Source organism: Bradyrhizobium sp. CIAT3101 (assembly GCF_029714945.1).
Taxonomy (GTDB): Bacteria; Pseudomonadota; Alphaproteobacteria; order Rhizobiales; family Xanthobacteraceae; genus Bradyrhizobium.
Genome location: NZ_CP121634.1, coordinates 8,171,865 through 8,185,919, shown reverse-complemented (window position 1 = coordinate 8,185,919; position 14,055 = coordinate 8,171,865). Strand labels below are relative to the sequence as shown.

The 14,055-nt window shown below is 65.4% G+C and carries 13 protein-coding genes; 9 read left to right on the top strand and 4 right to left on the bottom strand.

Features of this window, described 5'->3' with window-relative positions; translation table 11 throughout:
• Nucleotides 1–98 precede the first annotated feature (98 nt).
• The 3 genes from QA645_RS38270 to QA645_RS38260 are packed head-to-tail and all read left to right on the top strand — an operon-like array spanning nt 99 to nt 3,939.
• Nucleotides 99–2,180, top strand: coding sequence for a M3 family metallopeptidase (locus tag QA645_RS38270; protein WP_283046223.1), 2,082 nt, complete (start codon nt 99–101; stop codon nt 2,178–2,180).
• A gap of 5 nt (nt 2,181–2,185) precedes the next feature.
• Nucleotides 2,186–2,818 carry a DUF1007 family protein gene (locus tag QA645_RS38265; protein ID WP_283053503.1) on the top strand — a complete coding sequence of 211 codons (633 nt, stop codon included), beginning with the start codon at nt 2,186–2,188 and terminating at the stop codon, nt 2,816–2,818.
• Nucleotides 2,815–3,939, top strand: coding sequence for a nickel/cobalt transporter (locus QA645_RS38260; RefSeq protein WP_283046222.1), 1,125 nt, complete (start codon nt 2,815–2,817; stop codon nt 3,937–3,939). The genes QA645_RS38265 and QA645_RS38260 overlap by 4 nt, the downstream gene beginning before the upstream one ends.
• Before the next feature lie 179 nt (nt 3,940–4,118).
• Here the strand turns inward: QA645_RS38260 and QA645_RS38255 are convergent, their stop codons facing one another.
• Nucleotides 4,119–4,517 (bottom strand): MAPEG family protein, encoded by a 399-nt coding sequence (locus tag QA645_RS38255; protein WP_254134588.1) that lies wholly within the window; start codon nt 4,515–4,517, stop codon nt 4,119–4,121.
• A gap of 82 nt (nt 4,518–4,599) precedes the next feature.
• Here QA645_RS38255 and hemH point away from each other — a divergent pair, with 82 nt between their 5' ends.
• The 4 genes from hemH (at nt 4,600) to QA645_RS38235 (ending at nt 8,328) form a co-directional block, all read left to right on the top strand.
• Complete coding sequence (hemH, locus tag QA645_RS38250) at nt 4,600–5,637, top strand: ferrochelatase (protein WP_283046221.1); 1,038 nt, start codon at nt 4,600–4,602, stop codon at nt 5,635–5,637.
• Nucleotides 5,638–5,648: 11 nt separating this feature from the next.
• Nucleotides 5,649–6,614 (top strand): ABC transporter substrate-binding protein, encoded by a 966-nt coding sequence (locus QA645_RS38245; protein ID WP_283046220.1) that lies wholly within the window; start codon nt 5,649–5,651, stop codon nt 6,612–6,614.
• A gap of 207 nt (nt 6,615–6,821) precedes the next feature.
• Complete coding sequence (locus QA645_RS38240) at nt 6,822–7,829, top strand: SPFH domain-containing protein (RefSeq protein ID WP_283046219.1); 1,008 nt, start codon at nt 6,822–6,824, stop codon at nt 7,827–7,829.
• Nucleotides 7,830–7,884: 55 nt separating this feature from the next.
• Nucleotides 7,885–8,328 carry an NfeD family protein gene (locus QA645_RS38235; protein ID WP_254134584.1) on the top strand — a complete coding sequence of 148 codons (444 nt, stop codon included), beginning with the start codon at nt 7,885–7,887 and terminating at the stop codon, nt 8,326–8,328.
• A 44-nt stretch (nt 8,329–8,372) separates the two neighbouring features.
• Here the strand turns inward: QA645_RS38235 and QA645_RS38230 are convergent, their stop codons facing one another.
• Nucleotides 8,373–8,699, bottom strand: coding sequence for a helix-turn-helix domain-containing protein (locus QA645_RS38230; protein WP_254134583.1), 327 nt, complete (start codon nt 8,697–8,699; stop codon nt 8,373–8,375).
• 84 nt (nt 8,700–8,783) lie between these two features.
• Here QA645_RS38230 and QA645_RS38225 point away from each other — a divergent pair, with 84 nt between their 5' ends.
• Nucleotides 8,784–9,335, top strand: coding sequence for a carboxymuconolactone decarboxylase family protein (locus QA645_RS38225; RefSeq protein ID WP_283046218.1), 552 nt, complete (start codon nt 8,784–8,786; stop codon nt 9,333–9,335).
• 154 nt (nt 9,336–9,489) lie between these two features.
• Here QA645_RS38225 and QA645_RS38220 read toward each other — a convergent pair whose 3' ends face one another.
• The gene (locus tag QA645_RS38220) at nt 9,490–10,491 is read right to left on the bottom strand and encodes a KpsF/GutQ family sugar-phosphate isomerase (protein WP_283046217.1); all 1,002 of its coding nucleotides are present in this window, start codon (nt 10,489–10,491) and stop codon (nt 9,490–9,492) included.
• A gap of 192 nt (nt 10,492–10,683) precedes the next feature.
• Here QA645_RS38220 and QA645_RS38215 point away from each other — a divergent pair, with 192 nt between their 5' ends.
• Nucleotides 10,684–12,429 (top strand): outer membrane beta-barrel protein, encoded by a 1,746-nt coding sequence (locus QA645_RS38215; protein ID WP_283046216.1) that lies wholly within the window; start codon nt 10,684–10,686, stop codon nt 12,427–12,429.
• 168 nt (nt 12,430–12,597) lie between these two features.
• Here the strand turns inward: QA645_RS38215 and QA645_RS38210 are convergent, their stop codons facing one another.
• The gene (locus QA645_RS38210) at nt 12,598–14,049 is read right to left on the bottom strand and encodes a glutamate synthase subunit beta (protein WP_254134579.1); all 1,452 of its coding nucleotides are present in this window, start codon (nt 14,047–14,049) and stop codon (nt 12,598–12,600) included.
• Nucleotides 14,050–14,055 lie beyond the last annotated feature (6 nt).

The window sequence follows — 14,055 nt, the reverse complement described above, 5'->3', positions numbered from 1 at the left end:
CCCCGAAAAGGCGGGCGGGAGCAAGGCCAAATGGCCCAAAAAAGCCCCATGGCGTGCTAAGCTGGACCCAACAAATCGGCTCAAAAAACGGACTTGCGATGTCAGATCCCCGCCAAACCACGGACTCCGAGACCAACCCGCTGCTGAAGGCCTGGGTGACGCCGTTTGCGACCCCGCCTTTCGACGAGATCACGCCGGAGCACTTCCTGCCCGCCTTCGAGCAGGCCTTCGCCGATCACTCCGCCGAGATCGCGGCGATCACCAACGATCCCGCTACGGCCGACTTCGCCAACACCATCACGGCGCTGGAGCGTTCCGGCAAGCTGCTCAGCAAGGTCGCCTCCGTGTTCTACGACCTGGTCTCGGCGCATTCCAACCCGACCATCCTGGACATCGACAAGGAGGTCTCCTTGCGGATGGCGCGGCACTGGAATCCGATCATGATGAACGCCGTGCTGTTTGGCCGCATCGCCCAGCTGCACGAGAACCGCGCCAATCTCGGCCTCAACCCGGAGCAGCTCCGCCTGCTGGAGCGCACCTACACCCGCTTCCACCGCGCCGGCGCCGGCCTCTCCGACGAGGCCAAGACGCGCATGGCCGAGATCAACGAGAAGCTGGCCCAGCTCGCGACCGGCTTCAGCCATCACCTGCTCGGCGACGAGCAGGACTGGTTCATGGAGTTAGGGGAGGCCGACCGCCAGGGCCTGCCGGAGAGCTTTGTGGCCGCCGCCAGGGCTGCGGCAGAAGATCGCGGCATGGAAGGCAAGGCCATCGTGACGCTGTCACGCTCCTCGACCGAGCCGTTCCTGAAGAGCTCGGCCCGGCGCGACCTGCGCGAGAAGGTCTACAAGGCCTTCACCGCGCGCGGCGACAACGGCAATTCCAACGACAACAACACGACCATCGGCGAGATCCTGAAGCTGCGCGAGGAGAGCGCCAAGCTGTTGGGCTACCCGACCTTCGCCGCCTACCGTCTCGAAGACTCCATGGCCAAGACGCCGGATGCGGTTCGCGGCCTGCTCGAGCGGGTCTGGAAGCCGGCCCGGGCCCGGGCGCTCGCCGACCGCGACGAGATGCAGGCGCTGATCACGGAGGAGGGCGGCAATTTCAAGCTCGCTCCCTGGGACTGGCGCTTCTACGCCGAAAAGCTCCGCCTGCAGCGCGCCAATTTCGACGACGCCGCGATCAAGCCCTATCTGACGCTCGACCACATGATCGCGGCGGCCTTCGACTGCGCCACCCGCCTGTTCGGCGTCACTTTCGCCGAGCGCAAGGACGTGCCGGTCTGGCACCCGGATGTCCGGGTCTGGGAGGTGAAGGGTCCCGACGGCAAGCACAAGGCGCTGTTCTACGGCGACTACTATGCCCGGCCGTCAAAGCGCTCCGGCGCCTGGATGACCTCGCTGCGCGACCAGCAGAAGCTCGACGGCGAGATCGCGCCGCTCGTCATCAATGTCTGCAATTTTGCCAAGGGCACGGGCGCCGAGCCCTCGCTGCTATCGCCCGACGATGCCCGCACCCTGTTCCACGAGTTCGGCCACGGCCTGCACGGCATGCTCTCCAACGTGACCTACCCGTCGCTGTCGGGCACCTCGGTGTTCACCGATTTCGTCGAGCTGCCCTCGCAGCTCTACGAGCACTGGCAGGAGCGGCCCGAGGTGCTGCAGCAGTTCGCCCGCCACTACCAGACCGGCGAGCCGCTGCCGGACGATCTGCTCAAGCGCTTCCTTGCCGCGCGCAAGTTCAACCAGGGCTTTGCCACCGTCGAGTTCGTCTCCTCGGCGCTGGTGGATCTCGAATTCCACTCCCAGCCTGCCGCGGCCGTGCAGGATGTCCGCGCCTTCGAGAAGAAGGAGCTGGAGAAGATCGGCATGCCCGAGGAAATCTCGATGCGGCACCGGCCGACCCAGTTCGGCCACATCTTCTCCGGCGACCACTACGCGGCCGGCTATTACAGCTACATGTGGTCGGAGGTGATGGACGCCGACGCCTTCGGCGCGTTCGAGGAGGCCGGCAACATCTTCGATCCGGCGGTGGCCAAGCGTCTGCACGACGACATCTATTCGAGCGGCGGATCGGTCGATCCGGAGGCGGCCTATGAGGCCTTCCGCGGCCGCCCGCCCGAGCCCGACGCGCTGCTCCGTCGTCGCGGCCTGCTCAACGACGCGAAGGCGGCTTGACCGGCATGCGCCGCCTGTTCGGATGGCTGCTCGCCGTCGCCCTCACGTTCGCATCAGGCGCGGCGAGCGCGCATCCGCATGTCTGGATCACAGCGACCAGCGAACTGCTCTATGCCGAGGACGGCTCGATTACCGGCGTCCGCCACGCCTGGACCTTCGACGACATGTTCTCGGCCTATGCGGTGCAGGGGCTCGAAGCCAAGAAAAAGGGCGCCTACTCCCGCGAGGAGCTGGGACCGCTGGCGCAGACCAATGTCGAGTCGCTGAAGGAATATGCCTACTTCACCTTTGCGCGAGCCGACGGCAAGAAAGAGCGCTTTAACGAGCCGGTCGACTATTATCTCGACTACAAGGATACGGTGCTGACCCTGCACTTCACCTTGCCGCTGAAGACGCCGCTCAAGCCGAAGCAACTGATGCTGGAAGTGTTCGACCGCTCCTTCTTCATCGATTTCCAGATGGCCAAGGACAATCCGGTCAAGCTGGTCGGCGCGCCGGCCGGCTGCCAGATGAAGCTCGATCGTCCCAGCGACGGCACAGCGACCGCGCAGAAGCTCAACGAGCAGACCTTCATGGACGGCCCGAATGCCAATTTCGGCATGATGTTCGCCAACAAGATCACGGTGGATTGCCCTTGAAGCCGCATCTCTCGCCGCTCATGCGCGGGCTCCTCGCCTGTGCCGCTGTTCTCCTCGTCGTCGGTCTGGCCGATGCCGCGACCCACGATGTCTTGGCGCAAAACCCGTTCGGCGCGCCGAAACAGGCGCCTGCCGCCGAGCCGGAGGCCAGCGGCCTGATCGGCTGGCTCTTGGCAAAGCAGTCGGAATTCTATCGCCAGATGTCGTCGACGATCCGCGCCGCCAAGACCGACGGCTCGGCCGTGTGGACGCTGCTCTTCATCTCGTTTGCCTACGGCATCTTCCATGCCGCCGGTCCCGGCCACGGCAAGGCGGTGATCGCCTCCTATCTCGTCGCCAACCGCGAGACCGCGCGGCGCGGCATCGCGCTGTCCTTTGCCTCGGCGCTGATGCAGTCGTTGGTGGCGATCCTGATCGTTGGCATCTCGGCCTGGATCCTGAATGCGACGGCCAAGACCATGTGCAAGGCGGAGGGCGCGATCGAGATCGCAAGCTATGGCCTGATCGCGCTGTTCGGCCTGCGGCTGGTCTGGGTCAAGGGCCGCACCTTCATCCGCGCGCTCCAGGCGACGCAGCCGGTGCCGGCGATCGCCGGCGTGCCGCACGACCATCACGATCACGGCCATCACCATCATCGTGATGCGCATGATCATCATCACCACGATCACGGCCATGATCACCATGACCATGGTCACGCCCCAGCGCATCACGCTCATGACCACGTCCACGACGAGCACTGCGGCCATTCCCATGGCCCCACGCCGAGCGAGCTCGCCGGACCCGGCGGCTGGCGGCGCGGTTTTGCCGCGATCCTGACCGTCGGCATCCGCCCCTGCTCCGGTGCGATCCTGGTGCTGGTGTTCGCGCTCGCCCAGGGCCTGTTCTGGGCCGGCATCGCCGCGACCTTCCTGATGGGGCTCGGCACCGCGATCACCGTCGCGGCCATCGCCGTGATTGCCGTCTCCGCGAAGGACATCGCCGGTCGCCTGAGCGGAGCCCGCGACGGCGGCGGCGCGCTGTTCATGCGCGGCATCGAATTCGCCGCTGCCGCCCTCGTGCTGCTGTTCGGCGCAGGCCTGTTGCTTGGCTATGTCGCGGCCGAGCGGACGACGTGTTTCTGAAGCAGAGCTTTCTTCACCCTCCCCTGGAGGGGGAGGGTCGGCTCATATTGAGCGCAGCGAAATGTGAGACGGGGTGGGGTGATCTCTCAGCACGGGCAGTGTGCGATGTGGAGAGACCGTCACCCCACCCCGCTCGCGCTGCGCGCGATCGACCCTCCCCCTCCAGGGGAGGGTAAGGTTCACACCGGCAAAAACCGCTTCAGCAGCGGCATGAAGAAAATCCCGAGATTGATCGCAAAGCCGATGCTCCAGAGGATCGAGCGGAGCGTCGGGCGGTTGCCGAGATAGGTCAACACATAGGCGATCCGCACGATCAGGAACAGCACCGCGAGCTCGTCGACCAGGCGCTGCGGCGAGTCCCGGAATTCGGCGAGCAGCACGGCAAAGGCAAAGAACGGAAACGTCTCGATCCCGTTCTGATGCGCGCCGAGCGCGCGCTGCGCGATCGCGTCCTGATAGAACGCGGGATCGCGCGGCCGGGAATTGTCGAAGCCGCGAAACCGGATCCATTTGATCGAGACGATCGTCAAGAGATAGAGCAGCAGCGCTCCAAATATGCACCATTCCGCGAGTGTCATCTTCCCTCCCCCGCTTGGGCGCGACCCTAGCGAAACCGGGCTCATCTTGACAAGTTCGGGGCAACGCGCGACCCAACGGATCATGACGACCGTCACCCCCATCCAGGCCACGAAACCGGCTGTGCCGCCAGCCCAGCCGCGCGTCGGCGTACTGCTGGTCAATCTCGGTACGCCCGACACCGCCGACGCCCCGGGCGTGCGGGTCTATCTCAAGGAATTCCTGTCGGATGCCCGCGTCATCGAGGACCAGGGCCTGATCTGGCAGCTGGTGCTGAACGGCATCATCCTGCGCAGCCGTCCCCGCACCAAGGCGCTCGACTACCGGAAGATCTGGAACAACGAGCGAAACGAGTCGCCGCTGAAGACCATCACGCGCTCGCAGAGCGACAAGCTCGCCGCCGCGCTGTCGGACCGCGTCCATGTCGTGGTGGATTGGGCGATGCGCTATGGCAATCCCTCGATCAAGGCGGGTATCGATGCACTCATCGCCAAGGGCTGCGACCGGATCCTCGCCGTGCCCCTCTATCCGCAATATTCCGCCTCGACCTCGGCGACCGTCTGCGACGAGGTGTTCCGCGTGCTCGCCCGCCTGCGCAATCAGCCGACGCTGCGGGTGACGCCGCCTTATTACGCGGACGACGCCTATATCGAGGCGCTCGCAACCTCGATCGAGACGCATCTGGCGACGCTTCCGTTCAAGCCCGAGCTGATCGTCGCCTCCTTCCACGGCATGCCGAAATCCTATGTCGACAAGGGCGATCCCTATCAGAGCCACTGCGTCGCCACGACCGAAGCACTGCGCCGCCGGCTCGGCATGGACGACACCAAGCTGCTGCTGACCTTCCAGTCGCGCTTCGGCAATGACGAGTGGCTGCAGCCCTACACCGACAAGACGATGGAGCGTCTCGCCAGGGAAGGCGTGCGCCGCATCGCGGTGGTGACGCCGGGCTTCTCCGCCGACTGCCTGGAAACGCTGGAGGAGATCGCGCAGGAGAATGCCGAGATCTTCAAGCATAATGGCGGCGAGCAATTTTCCGCGATCCCCTGCCTCAACGACAGCGATCCCGGCATGGACGTGATCCGCACGCTGGTGCTGCGCGAACTTCAGGGCTGGATCTGATGATGTCTCCCATGAACCGCCGCGACTATCTGGCGCTTCTTGGGATGCTTGCGGCATGGCCGGCTTCGGTGCTGGCGCAGCAGCCGAATGCGCCGCGCCGGCTGGGCGTGCTCTCGGTCACGGCCGACGACGTGATCGGGCAGGCCCGCCTCGCCGAGGCGCTCGCCGTCCACGGCTGGAGGGAGCAAGACAATATCAAGGTCGATTGGCGCAGCGGGGCCGGCGATCGTGCTCCCATCGCTCCGCTTGCCGACGAGCTGATCGCGCTGAAGCCCGATGTCCTGCTCGCGATCGGCACGCCCTCGGTGGAGGAGCTGCGCCAGCGCACGACGACGATTCCCATCGTGTTCGCCGTCGTCACAGATCCCGTCAGCCAGGGCTTTGTGCAAAATCTCGCTCATCCCGGCGGCAACATCACCGGCTTCACCGACTATGACGGCCCGCTCGCCGGAAAATGGCTGGAGATGCTGACGCAGGTCACGCCAAAAGTGTCCCGCGTTTTCGTCGTCTACAATCCCGCCACCGCCCCGTTCGCGCCCCTGATGCTGCGCACGCTCGAGGATGCCGCGCGCACGCTTCATGTCACGGTCGAGCCCGCGCCGGTGCATGATGCCGCCTCGATCGCGGCGCTGGCCTCGCGCAGGGACGGCGGTCTCCTGGTGCTGCCCGACTTCTTCACCATGGCCAATCGTGCGCCGCTGCTGGCGGCAATCAATGAGGCACGCGCGCCGGCGGTGTTCTGGAGCCGCGTCTTCGTCGACGAGGGCGGGCTGATGTCCTACAGCACGGACAGCGCCGAGCAGTTGCGGCGCGCCGCCTCCTATATCGATCGCATCCTGAAAGGCGCGATGCCCGCGGACCTGCCGGTCCAGAATCCCACCAAGTTCGAGCTCGCCGTCAACCTGAAAACGGCCAAGGCGCTCGGCGTCATGCTTTCTCCAGGCCTGCTCGCAATCGCGAACGACGTCATCGAGTAGCGGCGCAATCGTTAACCTTTGCCGCTAGGTCTGCGCCTGGAGGCTTTCAAGGGCCCTTCGCAAATACATAATCGTGAGCGTTCCCTCTCGTCGCGTCTTGTGCAGAATGGCGTGGATGCCGACCTGAAAAGCGACCGCTGAACCGGTAGGGTCCTGGTCCCGACCAATGGCAGCGCGGGAAGGGTCTGGTCCCGCCTTGGAGGAAATATGAGCGGTTTCGATATTTTCGCGATTGTTCTGGTGTTGCTCGTCATCGTCACGCTGATTGCCGGCGTGAAAACGGTGCCACAGGGCTATGACTGGACCATCGAACGGTTCGGCAAATACACCCAGACGCTGAGCCCCGGGCTCAATCTGATCGTGCCTTATTTCGATCGCGTCGGGCGCAAGATCAACATGATGGAGCAGGTGATCGACATTCCCGAGCAGGAGGTCATCACCAAGGACAACGCCACCGTGACGGTGGACGGCGTCGCCTTCTTCCAGGTGTTCGATGCGGCGAAGGCGAGCTACGAGGTCGCCAACCTGACGCAGGCGATCACGGTTTTGACCATGACCAACATCCGCTCGGTAATGGGCTCGATGGATCTCGACCAGGTGCTGTCGCACCGCGACGAGATCAACGAGCGCCTGCTGCGCGTGGTCGATGCCGCGGTCTCGCCCTGGGGCGTCAAGGTCAACCGCATCGAGATCAAGGACATCGTGCCGCCGGCCGATCTCGTCGAAGCGATGGGCCGGCAGATGAAGGCCGAGCGCGTCAAGCGTGCCGACATTCTTGCCGCCGAAGGTCAGCGCCAGTCCGAGATCCTGCGCGCCGAAGGCGCCAAGCAGGGCCAGATCCTTCAGGCCGAAGGCCGCCGCGAAGCCGCCTTCCGCGATGCCGAGGCGCGCGAGCGTCTGGCCGAGGCCGAAGCCAAGGCGACGCTGGCGGTGTCGGACGCGATCGGCAAGGGCGACGTCGCCGCACTGAACTATTTCATCGCCGACAAGTATATCAAGGCGTTCGGCCAGTTCGCGGACGCGCCGAACCAGAAGATCATCATGCTGCCGATGGAAGCAACCTCCATGCTCGGCTCGCTCGCCGGCATCGGCGAGATCGCGAAGGCGACGTTCGGCGAAAGTGCGGCATCTGCCGCCGCCGCCGCGCGCCGTACCGGCTCGGTGCCGCCGACCGGCGGCACGACACCGCCGGCGGTCCCGCCGCGGCAGGGGTAAGGAACGGCGCATGATCTTCCGCTAAGGTCATGCGCTAATATTAAGAGGTCGTGTCATGACCGACATGTTCGTATCGCTCGGCACCTGGAACTGGCTGATCTTCGGCTTCATCCTGATGGCGCTGGAGGTGATTGCGCCGGGCGTGTTCCTGTTCTGGCTCGGGCTGGCCGCGTTGCTGGTCGGCCTGATCTCGTTCGCTATGCTCATATCCTGGCAGATCCAGCTCGTGATGTTCGCGGTGTTCGCTGCCGCCGCCGTTCCGGTGTGGCGCCGGCTCGCCCGGCCGAAGCCGGATGCCAGCGCCAGCCCCTTCCTCAACAGGCGTACCGAGGCGCTGCTCGGCCGCGAGTTCACGCTGGAGAAGCCGATCATTGACGGCAACGGCACGGTCCGCATCGGCGACACGGTCTGGCGCGTGGCCGGCCCGGACACGCCGGCGGGAACGCGGGTGAAGGTGGTCCAGGTGGACGGCGTCAATCTGACGGTGGCCGCGGCGTAGTTCGATTCTTACCATCCCCCTGCAGGGGAGGGTCAGCGAGGGCTCTACTTCTTCCACCTCTCCGCAAACCTGTGCAGCGGCATGAACGTCTCGCACAGCTCCCGCCCCAGCGGCGTCAGCCCATAGCCGCCGCCGTCGCCGAGTTCCACAAAGCCGGCCTCGCGCAGCTCCGTCAGCCGGGCCTGCAGCACTGTCGGCGAAGCCTCGTCGCAGGCCGTGCGCAGGGCGCGGGAGGTGAGGGGGGCGTCGCGCAACTCCCACAGGATGCGAAGGGTCCAGCGCTGGCCGAGCAGGTCGAGCAGCGCCATGATCGGCCGTCCGCTGCGCGAGCCGCGCACGCTCCGTGTTTTTGAGCTGGCCTGCTTTGCCATTGAAGCCCTCCTGGAAACCCTCTTGCGCATTGCTACATAAAGTGTAGCGTGATGCTACGATAAATGTAGCAAGGGAGGCGCCCCATGTCCCAGCCGACGCCGCGTATCGCTCCGCTCGATCAGCCTTATCCCCCGGATATCCAGGCGCAGTTCGACCGCATCATGCGCGGCGCGCCGCCGCTGGTGCTGTTCCGGGTGATGGCCGGCCACAACCGCGCCTGGGACAAGTTTCGCGCCGGCGGGCTTCTTGATCCGGGTCCACTCTCCCTGCGCCAGCGCGAGATCGTCATCGACCGCACCTGCGCGCTGAACAAATGCGAATATGAATGGGGCGTGCATGTCGCGATCTTTGCGGGCCCGGCGGGCCTTACCGAGGAAGACGTGCGGGCGACTGTCGAGGGCGATGCGAGTTCACCCTGCTGGTCGACGGCCGAGCAGGCCCTGATCGCGGCGGTGGACGCGCTGCACACCAGAGCGACCTTCACCGACGCCGAGTTTTCCGCGCTGGCGGCGCATTACGACGAGGCGCAGATTCTGGAGGTCATGCTGCTGTGCGGCTTCTATCGCACGGTGTCGTATCTCGCGAACGGCTTGCGGCTGCCGCTGGAGGAGAAGGCGGCGCGGTTTCCGGCTTAGACTCCCTCGCCCCGCTTGCGGGGAGAGGGTTGGGGTGAGGGGGAGTCTCCGCGGGGAGGTGATAGTTGGACTCGTGGAGAGTCCCCCTCACCCGGAATACCCGCGTGCCGCGCGTATTCCGGCCTCTCCCCGCAGGCGGGGAGAGGCGAAGAAACTACGCCACGCCCGCCCGCAGCAGATCGTGCAGATGCACGATGCCAACCACCTTGTCCGCCTCGGTCACGACCAGCGTCGTGATCTTGCGGGTGTTCAGCACCTCGATCATCTCGCTGGCGAGCATCGTGGGCGGTACGGTCTTCGGCTGCCGCGTCATGATGTCGTCGACCGACACCGTCAGCAGGTCCGGCCGCATGTGGCGGCGCAAATCGCCGTCGGTGATGATGCCCACGGCCTCGTTCGCGGCGTTGACGATGCAGACGCAGCCAAGGCCCTTGGCCGACATCTCCATCACCGCGTCCGACATCTTGGTGCCTTCAGGCTTGACCGGGATCTCCGCGCCGGTGCGCATATAATCGCGGACGAATTTCAGCATCGCCCCCAGCTTGCCGCCCGGATGGAAATGCGCAAACTCCAGCGCGGTGAAGCCGCGGCCTTCGAGCAGCGCAATCGCGATGGCATCGCCGATCGCGACCTGCATCATGGTCGAAGTGGTCGGTGCCAGATTGTGCGGGCAGGCCTCGCGGGCCTTCGGCAGCTCGATCACGATGTCGGCGGCCTGTCCCAGCGAGGACACCGCATTCGATGTTACCGCGATCATGGGGATGGCAAAGCGCGCGGAATAGTTCACCAGCGTCTTCATCTCCGGCTGCTCGCCGGACCAGGACAGCGCCATGATGACGTCGTCGGTGGTGATCATGCCGAGGTCGCCATGGGCGGCTTCGGCGGTGTGGACGAAGAAGGCCGGCGTGCCGGTCGAGGCGAGGGTCGCGGCGATCTTGCGTGCCATGTGGCCGGACTTGCCGAGTCCGGTGACGATGACGCGGCCCTTGGCGTTGCGGATCAGATCGACCGCCTTGGCGAAAGCTTCGCCGAGCGGGCCGCGCAGGGCGGCCGCGAGCGCATTGATGCCGCCGCTCTCTGTCTCCAGTGTGCGGAGCGCGGATTCGACGCTGGCGGGGGCGGATGATGGGGTCATCAGCGGTTTCGAACTCGGCATGTTCTGGTCCAGGGAGGAGGGGCGTCGGCCCGTTGGCGCCTGCTTAGCATGCCCCGGCCCGTGAGGCGACGCGGGCCCGTAAACCCTCAACCGGTCATTAACCATAATTGTTTTAACTCCATTAACGATGGTTCCCGCGAGCCGGTGGGAGGTCATCGTCAAAGTGTTTGATTTCGTTGGAGTTATTCCATCGTGGGGTCGCCTCCAGGTAGGGGCCGGAGCAGTCGCGCGCACGTCTTTCGCGCCGCTTTGCCGTGCCTGCTGCTGACCGCGCTGGAAAGCGCGCCGGCGGCCGCCCAGAGCGTCACGCCCGACCTGTTCAATCCCACCCGCGGTGGCTTTGCCGCGCCTGACACGCTGCCGACGCGGCGTACGGCCGGTGTGCCGCAGGCGCCGTCGGATGCGATCCCGGCACCGCCGGATCCCAACGACGATCCGCGCAAGAAAAGCGATGCACCCGCGACCTCGCGCGTCGGCCAGGTCCCGACCTATGGCCTGCCCGCAGCGAACGGCGCGAGTAGCTCCGGTTACGACTCGCTCAATCGCAAGCGCCAGCAGCCAAAACTCTATCCGGGCCAGCCGAAGCCGAAGAAGCCCGCAGGTCCGGGCTCGCCGGTGCCGTCCGCAACACCGACGCTGTCGCCTCTCGGTGCGCCGCGCATTGCGCCGCCGCCGTCGGAGACCGCGAACAAGGCGCCGTTGCCGCCGGCGATGGCGGGTACCGTGCCCGGTCAGCCGCAGCGTCGTCGCCTCAAGGTCGATGACGACGCGTTCGGCGCGGTCGGCGATTACGCCGGCAGTTTTCTGATCAAGGGCGGGCTCGAGCTGTCCACCGGCTACGACACCAATCCTGCGCGCCTGCAGAAGCCGGTCGGCTCGCCGGTCTATGTCGTTGCGCCCGATCTTCTCGTCATGTCCGACTGGGAACGCCACGCGCTGGTCGCTGACTTGCGCGGCTCGTTCTCGGGCTACACCAACAATATGCCGGCGACGATCGACGGCCTTGCTTCGCCGTCGCCGGTCGAGATCAACCGTCCCGATTTCACCGGCCATGTCGACGGCCGCTTCGACGTCGATCGCGATCTCAAGCTGACCTCGCAATTCCGCCTGCGGCTCGCCACCGACAATCCCGGCAGCCCGAACGTGCAGGCCGGCCTGCAGAAATATCCTGTCTACGCCACCTATGGCGGCACCTTCGGCTTCGACCAGACCTTTAACCGCTTCCAGGTCGCCGCCGGCGCCACCATCGATCGCACGGCTTACACCGACTCCAAGCTCACCGACGGCTCGACCTTCAGCAATGACGATCGCGACTTCAACCAGTATGGCGGCGTCGGGCGCTTCTCCTACGAGCTGAAGCCGGGCCTCAAGCCCTTCGTCGAGATCGAGGGCGACAACCGCGTCCACGACCAGGCCGCCGATCGCAACGGCTATTTCCGCGATTCAACCGGCGGCTACGCCAAGGTCGGCTCGTCCTTCGAGTTCTCGCGCATCCTCACCGGCGAAATCTCGGTCGGCTACTCCGCGCGCAACTATGTCGACCCGCGGCTGAGCCAGCTCTCGGGCTTCCTGACTTCGGGCTCGCTGATCTGGAACGCGAGCGGGCTGACGACGGTGAAGTTCAACACCGACACCCAGATCGCGGAAACCACGATCCCCGGCTCCTCCGGCGTGCTGGTGCACACCTATGCCGCCGAAGTCGACCACGACTTCCGCCGCTGGCTCACCGCGATCGGCAAGTTCACCTACGGCACCTACGACTACCAGGGCCAGAATCGCAACGACAAGACCTACTCGATCGAAGGCAATCTGATCTACAAGCTCAACCGCAACGTCTGGATCAAGGGCACACTGCGCCACGACATCCTGGATTCGAACCAGCCGGGCTCAAGCTCGCAGGGGACGGTGGTGATGCTGGGGGTGAGGTTGCAGAATTAAGGGGCGGCGAGGGCGTTGCCACTCACTCCGCTGTCGTGCCCCGGCTTGACCGGGGCATCCAGTACGCCGCGGCCCACCCGCATACGTTTGACGTCTCTGGAATACTGGATCGCCCGGTCAAGCCGGGCGATGACACCGTTTGCCAATTTGGCGGCCGAGCAAAAAAACTCAGCGCGGCAGATCCGTCTTCCCCATCAGGAACGTGTCGATCGACCGGGCACACAGCCGGCCTTCGCGGATGGCCCAGACCACCAGCGACTGGCCGCGGCGCATGTCGCCGGCGGAGAACACGTTCGGGCGCGAGGTCTGGTAGTCCAGCGTGTTGGCCTTGACGTTGCCGCGCGGGTCGAGGTCGACCGCGAGCTGCTTGAGCAGGCCCTCGTGGACGGGATGGACAAAGCCCATCGCGAGCAGGACCAGCTCGGCATCGAGCTCGAATTCGGTGCCTTCGATCGGCTTGAACTTGTCGTCGACGCGCACGCAGTGCAGCTTCTTGACCTTGCCGTTCTCGGCGGTGAACTTTTGCGTCAGCACCGCGTACTCGCGGACCGCGCCTTCGGCCTGGCTCGACGACGTCCGCATCTTCAGCGGCCAGTTCGGCCAGGTCAGGCCCTTGTTCTCGCGCTCGGGCGGGGCGGGCATGATCTCGAGCTGGGTCACCGAGAGTGCGCCCTGGCGCAGCGAGGTGCCGATGCAGTCGCTTCCGGTATCGCCGCCGCCGATGACGACGACATGCTTGCCGCCGGCCAGAATCTCGGTGACGCCGTTGAGGGGTTCGCTGGAGACGCGGCGGTTCTGCTGCGGCAGGAAGTCCATCGCGTAGTGGATGCCGTCGAACTCGCGGCCGGGGATCGGCAGGTCGCGCGGGGCTTCCGCGCCGCCGGTCAGTGCGATCGCGTCGTACTGGTTGAGCATCTCGCGCGGATCGACATTGCCGTCGACGCCGACATGGCTGTTGTAGTGGAATGTGACGCCTTCGCCTTCCATCTGCTTGACGCGGCGGTCGATGACGCCCTTCTCCATCTTGAAGTCGGGAATGCCATAACGCAGCAGGCCGCCGGCCTTGGCGAACTTCTCGAACAGGTGCACGTCGTGGCCGGCGCGCGCGAGCTGTTGCGCGCAGGCCATGCCGGCCGGACCCGAGCCGATCACGGCGACCTTCTTGCCGGTCTTCACCGCGGCGACTTCAGGCTTCAGCCAGCCATTGTCCCAGGCGCGGTCGACGATCGCGCATTCGATCGTCTTGATGGTGACCGGGTTGTCGTCGATGTTGAGCGTGCAGGACGCTTCGCACGGCGCCGGGCAGATGCGGCCGGTGAACTCCGGGAAATTGTTGGTCGAGTGCAGGTTGCGCGAGGCTTCTTCCCAATTGCCCTGATAGACGAGGTCGTTGAAGTCAGGGATCTGGTTGTTGACCGGGCAGCCCGGCGTGCCCGGCGCGACCGAGCCGGTGCCGTGGCAATAGGGGATGCCGCAGTTCATGCAACGCGCGGCCTGGTCGCGCGTTTCCTTTTCGGTCAAGGGAACGACGAACTCGTTGTAATGCTTCACGCGCTCGGCGACCGGGGTGTACTTGCGGTCATGCCGTTCGATTTCGAGAAAACCCGTGATCTTGCCCATTAAACC

What these genes read in the sequence shown, in the direction of transcription:
- QA645_RS38230 (WP_254134583.1), bottom strand. Translation starts at nt 8,699, where the DNA reads ATGGCAAAGCAGGCCAGCTCAAAAACACGGAGCGTGCGCGGCTCGCGC.
- QA645_RS38225 (WP_283046218.1), top strand. Translation starts at nt 8,784, where the DNA reads ATGTCCCAGCCGACGCCGCGTATCGCTCCGCTCGATCAGCCTTATCCC.
- QA645_RS38270 (WP_283046223.1), top strand. Translation starts at nt 99, where the DNA reads ATGTCAGATCCCCGCCAAACCACGGACTCCGAGACCAACCCGCTGCTG.
- hemH (WP_283046221.1), top strand. Translation starts at nt 4,600, where the DNA reads ATGACGACCGTCACCCCCATCCAGGCCACGAAACCGGCTGTGCCGCCA.
- QA645_RS38210 (WP_254134579.1), bottom strand. Translation starts at nt 14,049, where the DNA reads ATGGGCAAGATCACGGGTTTTCTCGAAATCGAACGGCATGACCGCAAG.
- QA645_RS38245 (WP_283046220.1), top strand. Translation starts at nt 5,649, where the DNA reads ATGAACCGCCGCGACTATCTGGCGCTTCTTGGGATGCTTGCGGCATGG.
- QA645_RS38235 (WP_254134584.1), top strand. Translation starts at nt 7,885, where the DNA reads ATGACCGACATGTTCGTATCGCTCGGCACCTGGAACTGGCTGATCTTC.
- QA645_RS38265 (WP_283053503.1), top strand. Translation starts at nt 2,186, where the DNA reads ATGCGCCGCCTGTTCGGATGGCTGCTCGCCGTCGCCCTCACGTTCGCA.
- QA645_RS38240 (WP_283046219.1), top strand. Translation starts at nt 6,822, where the DNA reads ATGAGCGGTTTCGATATTTTCGCGATTGTTCTGGTGTTGCTCGTCATC.
- QA645_RS38255 (WP_254134588.1), bottom strand. Translation starts at nt 4,517, where the DNA reads ATGACACTCGCGGAATGGTGCATATTTGGAGCGCTGCTGCTCTATCTC.
- QA645_RS38220 (WP_283046217.1), bottom strand. Translation starts at nt 10,491, where the DNA reads ATGCCGAGTTCGAAACCGCTGATGACCCCATCATCCGCCCCCGCCAGC.